Consider the following 12,105-nt stretch of genomic DNA (forward strand, 5'->3'; position numbering starts at 1 on the left):
AAAGAAAAACAAAACAATCTTAGGGCATTCTTATCCAAATTCATAATGATGAGAAAATTTTTATAGGACTGAATGCTGGCCAAGTTGACCCATCGTTTTTGATAAGTCAACTTGGCAATTTTTATATGGCGGATAGTTTTGCAATAGTTTTTAGATAGTTGTTCAATTCATGCATGTCATCATGTAAGACATCTAATCCTTCGTGTTCTACAGAGCTAGCTAATGTGAATGTGCCATTTTTAGTGTTTATAACATAGGTAAAAATTTCATCAAAGGAGAAAGTTCCCTTAAACTCTTTACGAACTTCAATGGGTTCGGAACTTCCATTTTGACATAATTCGTTATATCGGATAAGAATATTGCCAAAGTTTCCGCCAAAGCATACACTGTCCTTAGTAAGAGCGTATCCAGCAGATAAATCATCAATAACTTTTATGTGGACTAACTCTTTTTCTGTATAGGCATTTTTACATATTAGCCGTAAGGCAATTTTTTTCTTTCCAGGTGTCAATTTTTCATTACTAGCAGTACCGAAGAGATTGGTAACTTCCCAAATAGTATCATTTTTAGGTTTCCAGCTTGTGAATGTTGAATTGAAAACTTCTATGAATTCATCAATTAAATCATCAGTATCATCTGTGACTGCTTCATCAACTGCAGAAGAACTCAATGAAGGTTGAGATTGTGATTCTAGAGTGTTTGTTGGAATTACAGGTGAAACTTCTATTTGTTTTGGCGTCCAGGGGAGTATAACGTTTTCAAATGATATATCTTTATCTTCTAGCTCTTCGGGATTTTTGGCTTGAATTTTGATGACGGGGGTTCCAAGGATACCAATATATTTTTTATTTGTCATTCTAATGGGAATGTTGAATTTTTCTCCGACAAGATAGATGATAGATTCATTGGCATCAAGCAAATCTGCAAGATCTTCTTGTGATAATGCTGTGATAGCGGCATTATCAATAATTTGTTTATCACTAGTTTTTTGCCTTAGAATAGATTTCTTCTCATTCAAGCGTTCTAATGATTCTATATCTGTGTTGTCAGAGTTAACATGTTCAACCCCGAGAATGGCACAGAGCCGATTATGAAGTTCGGGAGAATCTTTGCTGAGTTCAGACACCTGGCTGGCTTCGTCCTCGTAATAGCGGTCGTCAAGCCATTCTTGCAGTTTTCCAGATAAGAAATGACTGACGATAGTATCTATATCAAAATGCTCACGCAATTCTTCCAGACTGTTGCGTACTTTATAGCCGTCAGCCATTTCTAAAGCAAATTTTATTTTTCTGGCCATTTTGTCACCTGCTTTATCGAAGTTTAATTATTTTTGTGAAAGAAGTGTTTTCAAATTGGAAACCATAGATTCTAAGTAACTATCTAGCGCTTTACCGCCGCTGCTTTTATCAAGTTTGACATAGACCTTGTGGCAGTAATCGCTGACTACTTTAGCTAAATCTGTTGGGTTCTGTAAAAAATAGTCAGAAACGCCGAATATACCGGAGAATCCGTCGCTTTCCATTTCCATATAACGAGCCTTTTTTACCAGTTCATTGCCTAGATCCATTGGCTTGTCGTATTTGATTTTTTCAGCAGATAATGGGAGTTGATAATTGACTTCGCTAAGTGGGGGGATGATATTCATATAGGTAATACCACCCGTGAATAGTGAATCGTATGTTTCCTGAACTTCGCGCAGTTTATCCAGCATACGGTCTACGTTATCGGCGATTTCTGTTGGCAAGTCTTGCTCGGATTCTTTGGCTCCAGATTTCAGACTGCTTTCAATTTCGCGCTTGCTAGAGGCGGTTTGTATATCACATATGAACCAGACGAGATTTCCTTCACCCCATTGACGGAAATTCTTGTCTGATATTTTGACTAGGAGTTTTTTTGCTTTATCCAGTGTGACTGGGCTGATAGGGGATTTGACCATAGGCTGGTTTGTAGCAGGTGATGACATTTCTGACCAAGGGAGAATTGTATTTTGCAGGATGATATTTTTTTCTTGCAGTTCATTTTCAGAAGTTGCCTTTATTTTTATCCTGGGGGTTCCTAAGAGACCGATGTATGTTTTGTCAGTCATGCGAATGGGGATAGTGAATACTTCACCGCAAAGATATATCGTGCTTTCTCCCATATCCAGCAAGTCAGCTAAATCTTCCTGAGTAAAGGCGGTTTGTGGGGCCTTGCTGATAATAGACTCGTCAGTGGTTCGCTGGAGCAAAAGTGCTTTCTTTTCATTTAAACGTTTTAATTGTGCATCATCCAAGATACCGTGTTGAATAGCAGAAACACCTAGAATGGCACAGAGCTTTTGGGGCAGGTTAGGGTCATCTTTGGAAAGTTCGCTGATTTGTTCGGCTTCTTCGTCATAGTAACGGTCTTCTAGCCATGTTTGCAGTTCGCCGGAATGGAAGTATTTTATAATGAGTTGGGGCTCGTAGTGACTACGTAATTCATCAATATCATTTCGTACATATGTTTTGTTTGAAAGCAATAAAGAAAATTTTTCTCTTTTCATTTCATATCAACTTCCTTTGATAAGTATTAATATTAGTTTTTAGCTTTTTATCGGAACCAACTTAATATATACATAACGAACCATATTCCAACTATAATTGCCATGGGATAGACAAGAATTGGAACTAAAATAGGGAGCAAACAACATAGTATAAGTAGAAAAAAAAATATACAACCTAATTTATCCATTGCAATCACCTCGTTAATATTATCATAATTTTTTTATATGATTATGGACTAAATTATCTATTAATTGATTACCTTTTGTTAGGAATATTGTATAATCTACATGTTGCTTTAGAAATTTTCTGAATGAATGATTTTCTTCTTTTATAGAGTAGGTTTTTTAAAATTGTTCTGTAAACTCAGCGTGAGATTTTATACACTGTATATCTATTTTATTATTCAATTGTTCTAGCATTTTATTTATGAAGTTTAATTGTTTTTGATTGTTATATGAAAACCCTTTTGGTAATTTCTTATTTTTAAATAAATTCATTGCCCAATCAGAATCTGTAACAATTATATACTTATATGGCTTATAAAGATAATAATATTCTAAAAAATGTTTTTTGTGTGCTTCTTAATGTTTTTGATGGCGATTTTTATAGCTTGCAGTTCAGCTGGTTATTGTTATTGAAACGCTTGTCTTTGATTTTTGGTTTCTTGGATTTTATATCTAATGTATCATCATGGTATATAAATCGATAAAAGCCATAGGAAGATTTTTTTTAGGTGATATAAATGATGCATCTGTAAAATATACAATGTTTTTCATGTACGTAATCCTCCTGTTTCTTTTTACAAAATATCAGCCATCATACCCTTCTGGATATTCTACGAACAATCCATATCGCTTCCTGCCAATCTTTCGCCCCATAATATACGCCCGGATTTCCATGGCGTAGTCGTGCAGGGATTGGAGTTCTTCAATTGTCTGTCGGTCATTATCTGTCTTGTTGTTCTTTTCTGACTTTTTGAGTTGTGCTTCGATGGCCTGTATATATTTGTGGAGTTGTTCCATCAGGTAGTATTTGTCATCGGTGCTTTCAATGGCTTCGGCTTCTATGCGGATCAGGTCGAGGTCTTTTTGGGTGATGGTTTTATTTCCCATATGATTTCCTCCTAACTGTTGGGCAATAGTTCTTCCACGGAACAGTCGAGAATTTTTGCCAGTTGGCGCAGTTTATCCGTTCTGGGGCAGTTGGTTTCAGTTTCCCACTTAGCAATAGTTGACCGGTCAACGCCAATTTTGACGGCTAGTTCCTGCTGGCTGAGGTTTTGGGCTTTGCGCAGTTCGCGGATGCGGTTCATGGCGCGTCCTCCTGTGAAATTTAAATCACATTGTATATTATGAATTATACGACAATTAAACGGGTGGGTCAATGAAAATGTGCGTGAAACTCACATCTTGTGCCAAACTTCATTTCCTGTACAATTATATGGTAGGGAGTGATTTTATGAGTGTCACGGGTCAGCGGCTGCGCTTGCTGCGTGAGGAAAGAAAGTGGTCGCAGGAAGCGGTGGCTCAGAAGCTGGGCATTTCGCGGACAGCGTACAATAAATATGAGAGCGGTGTGATTCAGCCGGTCAGGAAAATCAAGGAGCTGGCGGCTATCTTTGGCGTGAGTGCAGATTATATTCTGGGCAGTGCCTCAGATAATGTAGAAGCCGATGCCGTGCCTAAGGTTCACCGGCAGGTGCGCAAGTATATGGATCTCAGCGATAATGGCCGGGAGATTGTGGACATCACGCTGGATGCCGTCTATGAACGGGAAGAACGGCGTAATAATTCGTCCCATAATGAAAATTGAAGTGAATATATTTCATTATACAGAAGTCCCTGCAGCTTTTTGTTAGCTGTGGGGACAATTTTTATTAAGGCTGGTATAAAAGATTGAAATAGTAGCGGCTGTTGTGGATCTCCTGAGGGGAATCGCTGGTGAGTTCGATGTGCAGTTCGCCTTCAGCCTGCGTGCTTATATCCGGGATGATGAGCGGATACTGGCTTAGAGGGATGGGGATATCCGTGGTTTCGCCGGGAGCCAGGGGGCCTATGGGAATGGTCTGGCTGTCTTGTTTGTCCTGGCAGCTGTAATGGAGGGTCAGATAGGCATTGCTCCAAGTTTGACTGCTGTGATTGATGATGCGGAGCGTAGCATTGTCATCTGCACTCAATTGGGCTTTACCGGAGTCCTTGATCTGTTTCGCATAGAATTTTGGGTTGATGGCTATGGTCGTGCCGGCGTTGTTGATGGGGATCGAGGAATTTTCTGTCCAGCCGTCCAGACGGCGGCCGTTTCGGAAATATTGGGTGCGGATATAGTTTTTGTCAGTCTCCGGCTGCGGTTTCGTGTCAGCTGTTGGCGGGGGAATGGTGTTTGCGGCCTGGACTGGCGGCACTGGCTGTGGTGGTTGAGGGGATGGCGCTGTTGGAGGTGTGGGGGCTTGGCCCGGAGCTGCTTCCTGTGCGGCAGGGGATTGAGTGGGGGCAGAGGATTTTTTTTCTGGCAGAGAGGGGCTTTCCGCAGGGGACTGTTCATTGGTTGTGGTGGCTGTGGGGGCGTAGGAAAATTTTTCCTGAGTCAGGCAGAAGAACATGAGCAGGGCGCAGAGCAATAGCACAGGTATAATGAAAAGCAGGCGGCGGGGAGTTCTTTGCAGAGCGGCGGATAGTTCGTGCGTGTTTTGATAGCGGTCAGCCGGGTCAAGGCGCTGGCAGCGTTGGAGGATGGGGAGAAGTCTGCCGTTGTAATCGGGGGGAAGCAATTCCTGGATGGTCTTGCCGAGTGCGTAGATGTCACTGCGCGGGTCAGTCTGTTGGAAGCCGAATTGTTCCGGGGGCGCGTAGGTTTTTGTGCCTAAGAGCGCAGTGTCTTCGGTTTGTCCATCTTTGAAGCTGCGGCAGGCATCGAAGTCAATGAGCCGGGGCGTGTTGTCTTTTTCTACTATAATATGTTCGGGTTTGATATCTCGGTGGATAATGCCGAGTGCATGAAGCTGGGCAAGGCCGTGGCAGATTGACAGCAGGAGCTGGCTGGCTTCTTGTTCGGTGAGATAGTTCTTGGTTTGCAGACGGTCGGCCAGGCTTTGGCCGTGGATGTATTCTTCGATGGTGATGGTTTCTTCGTCGTGGCTGATGAGGTAGTAGATTTTGGGGAGCAGGGGAATTGCTGCAGTTTTCAGTTCTTGCAGGGGAAGGCGGTGGGGCTGGCTGTGTTTGAGGATGGCCAGAGTTCCTTGCTTATCGGTCACGAGCCAGACTTCGCTGCGGGCAGATTTTTTCAGCAGACGGATTTTTTCATAGGTGCTGGCGAGGAAATGGTCGGCTTGCATGGAATCACCTTGCTTTCTGAAGCGGCTTCAGCTATGATGAAGGGCATGGAGGGATATGTATGGAAAAGAAGGATACGGAAACTTTGGAGCATGGTCTGTCGGAAGCGCGGGACGTGCAGGACTTTTGGCGGGACAATGAGCTGAATCTGCGGGAGATGACCTTGGCAGAGTTCCTGACCGGGCTGCTCGCGGAGAAAGGTCTGAAGAAGGCCGATGTGGTACGGGACAGCGGTTTGGATACCGGTTATGCTTATCATTTATTCGGCGGCCAGAAGCAGAATCCTGCCCGGGACAAGGTGCTGATCCTGGCGTTGACCATGAAGCTGACAACAAAGGAAACGCAGCATTTGCTGCATTATGCCGGAGCGGGAGCGCTTTATGTCCGCGATCATTTCGACAGCGTGATTTGGTATGCGTTGGAACATAAGCTCGGTGTGGTCAAAACGAATCTGCTGCTGACGGATTTAGGATTGCGGGAATTAGCGTATTGATTTTTGCGGGAAAAAATTCAGCCGATAGCACAAAACTTTTGTGTTCTCGGCTGTTTTCATGTATAATGTAAGTTAGTGTGAGTAAGAAACAAGTACAGAGATGCTTGATATGGAGGGTATTGTTTTGGAAACAGCGAAATATAAACGTGTTGTCCTGAAATTGTCCGGTGAATCCTTGGCGGGTGAACAGGGATTTGGCATCAATCCGCCAATCGTGGAAGATATCGCCAAACAGATCAAGGCTATCCGGGAACGTGGTGTAGATGTGGCTGTAGTCGTTGGCGGCGGTAATATCTGGCGTGGTCTGGCTGGTTCTGCCAAGGGCATGGATCGTGCTCAGGCTGACTACATGGGCATGATGGCCACCGTGATGAACGCTTTGGCGCTGCAGGATGCATTGGAAAAGATGGATGTGGATACCCGGGTACAGACGGCTATCGAAATGCGTCAGGTCGCTGAACTCTATATTCGCCGCAAGGCAATCCGCCATATGGAAAAAGGCCGTGTGGTCATCTTCGGTGCCGGTACGGGTAATCCGTATTTCTCCACGGATACGACGGCAGCTCTGCGCGCCGCAGAAATCGAAGCGGATGTAATCCTGATGGCCAAGAAGGGCACGGACGGCATCTACGATTCCGATCCCAACAAGAACCCCAATGCCAAGAAGTTTGATGAACTGACTTATCTGGAAATCATCAGCAAGGGCTTGCAGGTCATGGATACCACCGCTACGAGCCTTTGCATGGACAACAAGATTCCTCTCGTTGTCTTCAATATCGACGATCATGAGAACATCGTGCGGGCAGCTCTCGGTGAAGAGATTGGCACCACGGTAGGAGGTAATAAATAATGGTAAAAGATATTCTTAGCTCCCATGAAGAGCGTATGCAGAAATCCATTGACGCCCTGAAACGTGAATTCGGCTCTCTGCGGGCTGGCCGTGCTACGCCGTCCCTGCTGGACAAGGTGATGGTTGACTACTATGGCACGCCGACGCCGGTGAACCAGATTGCGAAGGTTGCTGTTCCGGAACCGCGCATGATCATGATCCAGCCCTATGAGAAATCCATGCTCCATGAGGTGGAAGTGGCTATCATGAAGTCGGATCTGGGCCTGTCTCCGAACTCCGATGGTACGGCTATCCGTCTGGCTATTCCGGCTCTGACGCAGGAACGCCGCCAGGAACTGGTGAAGACCGTCAACAAGAAGGCTGAGGAAGCCAAGGTTGCTATCCGCAATATCCGCCGTGACGGCAATGATGCTATCAAGAAGCTGGAAAAAGGCAAGGAAATCACGGAGGATGAGTCCAAGAAGGCTCAGGAATCCATGCAGAAGCTGGCTGACAAATATGTCAAAGTGGTAGACACTGCCCGTGCCGGCAAGGAAAAGGAAGTAATGGAAGTCTGATGGATTTAGATGTTATGGCCCTTCCCTGGGAAGCTGCAGAGAAGCAGCTCAGGGAGGCAAATATCTCCTATCGAACAGAGATATCCCGTCCAACCCGGGATTTTTTCCCGGTGGATGAGCATAGACTTTATGTTGTGCGCCAGTGTCAGGAGTCAGACGGCAAGCTGCTTTTGACATTGGCGGCGAAACAACTGCCTGTAAAGGAGGTGTAATACATGGCTTACAAAATTGGTGAGGATTGCATTTCTTGCGGTTCCTGCGCTGCTACTTGCCCGGTAGAGGCAATCAGCGAGGGGGCAGAACGTTATGAAATCGACCCGGATAAGTGCGTAGAGTGCGGCGCTTGCGCTGCTGGCTGCCCGGTATCTGCTATCGAGGCTCCCTGACGCGACTTTGCAAGCCCCTCTGGTGCTTTTGGCGGAGGGGCTTGTTTTATATTTTGAGATTATTTCCTAGTGAGGGATTATCATGATAAAGAAAATAATTGGCAAAGCGGTTACGACTTTTGCCGGCCGTGAGGATTTTGAGATTCCGCAGCATGACTCGCCGTTGTTTGCGGGAATCGATTGGGAAAGACTGCCCCGTCATGTGGCAGTTATCATGGATGGCAACGGCCGCTGGGGCAAGGAGCAGGGCGTGATGCGCACTGCTGGACACAGTGCCGGGGTCAAGACCCTGAAAAACATCCTGAAGACGGCCATCGGCTTGAATCTGGATGCCTTGACGGTCTACGCTTTTTCCACGGAAAACTGGAAGCGTCCGGAGACGGAAGTCAACTTTCTGATGAATCTCTTTTATGATAGTTTGAAGAGAGAATTGCAGGAGTTGCATGAAGATAATGTGCAGATCCGCTTTGTGGGCCGTCTGGATAAATTGCCCGCATCCCTGCAAGCACAGATGCGGGATGCTGAAGAACTCATGAAGAATAACACCGGTGTCAAGTTCAATGTTGCCATCAATTATGGCGGGCAGGATGAACTGGTGCGGGTTATGCAGAAGATTGCTGCTGATGTGCAGGCGGGGAAAGTTGCACCGGAAGCCATCGATGAAGCGATGATAGAACAGCAGCTGGATACCGTGGGCAATCTGCCAGTGGATCTGGTTATCCGCACAAGCGGCGATATGCGTCTGTCCAACTTCCTGCTGTGGCAGTCCGCTTATGCGGAACTCTACTTCACGGATGTGAACTGGCCGGAATTTTCGCCGGAATGTTTTGTGGAAGCTATGAAGGACTTTGCCAGCCGTGACCGCCGCTTCGGGGGCCTGAACGACAATAAGAAATAAATAGGAGCGTTGCTTTTTGTTACTGAGAATTATAACTGGAATAGTGGGCATTGCTGCTGCCGCTTTTGTGATACAGACCGGCGGCGCGGTCTTTGCCGGTTTTACTTTGCTGCTGATGTTTTTGGCCTGGTTTGAATATGCCCGGGCTTTTTCCGAGCGCGGCATGGGGCTGTCTCTCGTTACGGGCTTTGTTGCTTTGGGGCTGATGTGGTATGCGGCCTGGCAGAAGCCGGAGTTTTTGGCGCTGGCCTGTCCGCTGATCATCATGGTGACCTTGCTGGAAAGCGTGCTGCTGCGCGCATCCACGAGCATCATGGATGCGCTGGCTTCCGGGGCGGGGCTTATCTATATCGGCTTCCCGTTTGCCTGCCTGCTGCTTTTGCGCAACTTCCTGCCGGATACGGTTTTCACGACGGAAATCGGCACATTCACTTTTGGCAATGCCTTTGTCTGGATCATGTTCATCGGTACCTGGGCCAGCGATACGTTTGCTTATTTTACGGGTACGGCTATCGGTAGACATAAGCTCTGTCCGTCCATCAGCCCCAACAAGACCATTGAGGGCTTTATGGGCTCGTTGATCGGTACCACGGCAGTGGTGGCGGGGCTGGGATATTTCCTGAACCTGCCCTTGCAGGCTATGGCGGTGTTAGGTTTGCTGATTGCCATTCTGGCTACGCTGGGAGATCTGGTGGAATCTGTGGCCAAACGTTATGTGGGCATCAAGGATTCCGGCAACATCATCCCGGGCCATGGCGGTGTTTGGGACCGATTCGACAGCGTGCTCTTTACGGCACCGCTGGTTTACTATTTTGTCCAGTTTGTGAATCTTTTGGGCAAATAAGGAGATGGGAAGATGAAGAATATTGCAGTATTGGGCTCCACGGGTTCCATTGGTACGCAGACCTTGGAAGTCGTACGCCGCAATCCGGAGCTTTTCCATATCAGTGTGCTGGCGGCAAATTCCCGTGATGAACTCTTCGAACAGCAGATTCGCGAGTTCGAGCCGGAACTGGCGGTATTGGCTGATGAAGATGCCTATAACCGTCTGAAGAGCCGTTACAGCGGCAAAACGAAGCTGGCCGGTGGCCGTCAGGCTTTCATCGATGCAGCCGCCTTTGACGGTGTCGATACCGTGGTCACATCCATGATGGGCTTTGCTGGCCTCGAACCCACGATGAAGGCTTTGGATGCGAAGAAGAATATCGCACTGGCCAACAAGGAAACCCTCGTGGTGGCAGGTGAGATCGTCACCCGCCGCGCCAAGGAGCAGGGCGTAAAGATCCTGCCCGTGGACAGCGAGCATTGTGCGTTCTTCCAGTGCCTGCAGGGCGAGAAGATGGAAGCCATCGAAAAGCTGCTGCTGACCTGTTCCGGCGGCCCTTTCCGCGGCAAGAAGCGGGAAGATCTCTTAGATGCCACGAAGGCACAGGTATTGGCGCATCCAACCTGGAATATGGGCCAGAAGATCACCGTAGATTCTGCCAGTCTTGTGAATAAGGGCCTTGAGGTCATTGAAGCGAAATGGCTCTATGGCGTGAGCTATGACCAGATCCAGGTCGTGGTACATCCGCAGAGCATCGTGCATTCCATGGTACAGTTCCGCGATGGTGCTGTGATTGCCCAGCTGGGGTCCACGGATATGAAGCTGCCGATTCAGTATGCTTTGACTTATCCTGACCGTGTGAAATCAGAGTTTGACCGTCTGGACTTCTGGCAGATGCAGGATCTGACCTTTGCTAAGCCCGATACGGATACCTTCAAGGGGCTGAGATTTGCCTATGAGGCCGGGGCTATGGGCGGTTCCATGCCTTGCATCTTCAACGCCGCCAATGAAGTGGCGGTAGGGGCATTCCTCAGGGATGAGATCAAGTTCCTCGATATCTATGATATCATCGAAGAGACGATGCTCAAGCGTGCGTGCATCATGGAACCGACGCTGGAGGAACTCTTTGAGGAAGACCGCTGGGCAAGGGAATTTGCCACGGAAGTTTTACGCAAGAAATAAAAGGATGGTGACACTATGGTATTAACCATTGCAGCGGCTATCTTTGTTTTTGGTTTATTGGTACTGGTGCATGAGCTGGGCCATTTCATCACCGCCAAGCTTACGGGCATGCGGGTGGATGAATTTGCCATCGGCTTTGGGCCGAAGCTTTTGAGCTTCACCAGAGGAGAGACGGTTTACAGCCTGCGGGCTATCCCGTTGGGCGGTTTCAACGATATTGCGGGCATGGACCCGGCCAATAATGAAGCGGGCAGCCGGGGATACTGTGAAAAGCCGGTACTGTCCCGCATGATTGTCATTTTGGCCGGCTCCATCATGAATTTCATCCTGCCGTTGGTGATCTTCTTTGGCATCTTTTTCTTTGTGGGTGTCAGCACGCCCAATCCGGAACCGGTGTTTGGTACGGTGATTGCAGGCAAGGCGGCAGACCAGGCAGGCCTGCAGGATGGTGACCGGATCATCAGCCTCGATGGCAAGGCAATTGCCAACTGGACTGAGTTTGTCGATAACGTCAAGGACAACGAGGGCACGCCCATAAAGGTGGTAGCGCAGCGTGGAGATGAAACCATCGAGACTACCATGACGCCGGTCTATGATGCTCAGGCAAAGAAAGCCATGGTGGGTGTCATGAGTTCTGTGGATACCCATCATCCGGGTCTGGTGGAAGCGGCAGGGCTTGCTGTCCAGAAGACCTACATGATTGTCGCTATGATGCTGGATGCCCTGCTGCAGATCGTACTGAAACTATCCGGTTCGGAACTGGCCGGCCCCATTGGTGTAGCTCAGATGGCAGGGGAAGTGGCGCAGATGGGCTTTGTGCCGCTGTTGAATTTTGCGGCATTCCTGAGTCTCAACCTCGGTATCGTGAACTTGTTCCCGATTCCGGCGCTGGATGGCGGTCATTTCGTGACGCTCTGCGTGGAGGCTGTACGGGGCAAGCCCATGAGTCCGAAGGCTTTGGAGTACACGCAGAAGGTGGGCATCGTGCTGCTCATCCTGCTGATGGTGCTCGCCACGAAGAATGACATTGTACGCGTCTTTACGGGAGGCTAAGAT

Annotated in this window: 15 protein-coding genes; 10 read left to right on the forward strand and 5 right to left on the reverse strand. The window is 47.5% G+C overall.

Annotated elements, in window-relative coordinates:
• Positions 1–121 precede the first annotated feature (121 nt).
• The 4 genes from BUB68_RS00175 to BUB68_RS00190 form a co-directional block, all read right to left on the reverse strand.
• Positions 122–1,297: a hypothetical protein gene (locus tag BUB68_RS00175; protein WP_073087825.1), complete on the reverse strand. Its 1,176-nt coding sequence runs from the start codon at positions 1,295–1,297 to the stop codon at positions 122–124.
• Positions 1,298–1,324: 27 nt separating this feature from the next.
• Positions 1,325–2,524, reverse strand: a complete 1,200-nt coding sequence (locus tag BUB68_RS00180) for a hypothetical protein (protein WP_073087826.1) — start codon at positions 2,522–2,524, stop codon at positions 1,325–1,327.
• Positions 2,525–3,334: 810 nt separating this feature from the next.
• Complete coding sequence (locus BUB68_RS00185) at positions 3,335–3,637, reverse strand: hypothetical protein (protein ID WP_073087827.1); 303 nt, start codon at positions 3,635–3,637, stop codon at positions 3,335–3,337.
• Between the two features lie 11 nt (positions 3,638–3,648).
• Positions 3,649–3,837, reverse strand: a complete 189-nt coding sequence (locus BUB68_RS00190; RefSeq protein ID WP_073087828.1) for a helix-turn-helix transcriptional regulator — start codon at positions 3,835–3,837, stop codon at positions 3,649–3,651.
• Between the two features lie 146 nt (positions 3,838–3,983).
• Between BUB68_RS00190 and BUB68_RS00195 the strand changes: the two genes are divergently transcribed.
• Positions 3,984–4,337: a helix-turn-helix domain-containing protein gene (locus BUB68_RS00195; protein ID WP_073087829.1), complete on the forward strand. Its 354-nt coding sequence runs from the start codon at positions 3,984–3,986 to the stop codon at positions 4,335–4,337.
• 64 nt (positions 4,338–4,401) lie between these two features.
• On the opposite strand, the gene BUB68_RS00200 is transcribed toward BUB68_RS00195, so the two are convergent.
• Positions 4,402–5,859, reverse strand: coding sequence for a serine/threonine protein kinase (locus BUB68_RS00200; RefSeq protein ID WP_073087830.1), 1,458 nt, complete (start codon positions 5,857–5,859; stop codon positions 4,402–4,404).
• A gap of 59 nt (positions 5,860–5,918) precedes the next feature.
• Between BUB68_RS00200 and BUB68_RS00205 the strand changes: the two genes are divergently transcribed.
• The 9 genes from BUB68_RS00205 (at position 5,919) to rseP (ending at position 12,102) form a co-directional block, all read left to right on the forward strand.
• Positions 5,919–6,350, forward strand: a complete 432-nt coding sequence (locus BUB68_RS00205; protein ID WP_073087831.1) for a hypothetical protein — start codon at positions 5,919–5,921, stop codon at positions 6,348–6,350.
• Between the two features lie 109 nt (positions 6,351–6,459).
• Entirely contained in the window at positions 6,460–7,200 is a 741-nt protein-coding gene (gene pyrH, locus BUB68_RS00210) for a UMP kinase (RefSeq protein ID WP_073087964.1), read from the forward strand.
• A complete protein-coding gene (gene frr, locus BUB68_RS00215; protein ID WP_014423749.1) occupies positions 7,200–7,757 on the forward strand; it encodes a ribosome recycling factor in 558 nt (185 codons plus the stop codon). The genes pyrH and frr overlap by 1 nt, the downstream gene beginning before the upstream one ends.
• Positions 7,757–7,969, forward strand: coding sequence for an aliphatic sulfonate ABC transporter (locus tag BUB68_RS00220; protein ID WP_073087832.1), 213 nt, complete (start codon positions 7,757–7,759; stop codon positions 7,967–7,969). Before frr ends, BUB68_RS00220 begins: the two co-directional genes overlap by 1 nt.
• 3 nt (positions 7,970–7,972) lie before the next feature.
• On the forward strand, positions 7,973–8,143 hold the full coding sequence (locus tag BUB68_RS00225; RefSeq protein ID WP_014423751.1) for a DUF362 domain-containing protein: 171 nt from the start codon (positions 7,973–7,975) through the stop codon (positions 8,141–8,143).
• Between the two features lie 82 nt (positions 8,144–8,225).
• Entirely contained in the window at positions 8,226–9,041 is an 816-nt protein-coding gene (locus BUB68_RS00230) for an isoprenyl transferase (protein ID WP_073087833.1), read from the forward strand.
• Between the two features lie 16 nt (positions 9,042–9,057).
• On the forward strand, positions 9,058–9,885 hold the full coding sequence (locus BUB68_RS00235) for a phosphatidate cytidylyltransferase (protein ID WP_073087834.1): 828 nt from the start codon (positions 9,058–9,060) through the stop codon (positions 9,883–9,885).
• Between the two features lie 12 nt (positions 9,886–9,897).
• Entirely contained in the window at positions 9,898–11,049 is a 1,152-nt protein-coding gene (locus tag BUB68_RS00240) for a 1-deoxy-D-xylulose-5-phosphate reductoisomerase (RefSeq protein ID WP_073087835.1), read from the forward strand.
• A 15-nt stretch (positions 11,050–11,064) separates the two neighbouring features.
• Complete coding sequence (gene rseP, locus BUB68_RS00245; RefSeq protein WP_073087836.1) at positions 11,065–12,102, forward strand: RIP metalloprotease RseP; 1,038 nt, start codon at positions 11,065–11,067, stop codon at positions 12,100–12,102.
• Positions 12,103–12,105: the final 3 nt, after the last annotated feature.

Source organism: Pseudoselenomonas ruminantium, from assembly GCF_900142515.1.
Classification (GTDB): Bacteria; Bacillota; Negativicutes; order Selenomonadales; family Selenomonadaceae; genus Selenomonas_A; species Selenomonas_A ruminantium_D.

What these genes read in the sequence shown, in the direction of transcription:
- BUB68_RS00185 (WP_073087827.1), bottom strand. Translation starts at nt 3,637, where the DNA reads ATGGGAAATAAAACCATCACCCAAAAAGACCTCGACCTGATCCGCATA.
- BUB68_RS00200 (WP_073087830.1), bottom strand. Translation starts at nt 5,859, where the DNA reads ATGCAAGCCGACCATTTCCTCGCCAGCACCTATGAAAAAATCCGTCTG.
- BUB68_RS00240 (WP_073087835.1), top strand. Translation starts at nt 9,898, where the DNA reads ATGAAGAATATTGCAGTATTGGGCTCCACGGGTTCCATTGGTACGCAG.
- BUB68_RS00190 (WP_073087828.1), bottom strand. Translation starts at nt 3,837, where the DNA reads ATGAACCGCATCCGCGAACTGCGCAAAGCCCAAAACCTCAGCCAGCAG.
- rseP (WP_073087836.1), top strand. Translation starts at nt 11,065, where the DNA reads ATGGTATTAACCATTGCAGCGGCTATCTTTGTTTTTGGTTTATTGGTA.
- BUB68_RS00230 (WP_073087833.1), top strand. Translation starts at nt 8,226, where the DNA reads ATGATAAAGAAAATAATTGGCAAAGCGGTTACGACTTTTGCCGGCCGT.
- BUB68_RS00205 (WP_073087831.1), top strand. Translation starts at nt 5,919, where the DNA reads ATGGAAAAGAAGGATACGGAAACTTTGGAGCATGGTCTGTCGGAAGCG.
- BUB68_RS00225 (WP_014423751.1), top strand. Translation starts at nt 7,973, where the DNA reads ATGGCTTACAAAATTGGTGAGGATTGCATTTCTTGCGGTTCCTGCGCT.
- BUB68_RS00220 (WP_073087832.1), top strand. Translation starts at nt 7,757, where the DNA reads ATGGATTTAGATGTTATGGCCCTTCCCTGGGAAGCTGCAGAGAAGCAG.
- BUB68_RS00195 (WP_073087829.1), top strand. Translation starts at nt 3,984, where the DNA reads ATGAGTGTCACGGGTCAGCGGCTGCGCTTGCTGCGTGAGGAAAGAAAG.
- frr (WP_014423749.1), top strand. Translation starts at nt 7,200, where the DNA reads ATGGTAAAAGATATTCTTAGCTCCCATGAAGAGCGTATGCAGAAATCC.
- BUB68_RS00175 (WP_073087825.1), bottom strand. Translation starts at nt 1,297, where the DNA reads ATGGCCAGAAAAATAAAATTTGCTTTAGAAATGGCTGACGGCTATAAA.
- pyrH (WP_073087964.1), top strand. Translation starts at nt 6,460, where the DNA reads ATGGAGGGTATTGTTTTGGAAACAGCGAAATATAAACGTGTTGTCCTG.
- BUB68_RS00180 (WP_073087826.1), bottom strand. Translation starts at nt 2,524, where the DNA reads ATGAAAAGAGAAAAATTTTCTTTATTGCTTTCAAACAAAACATATGTA.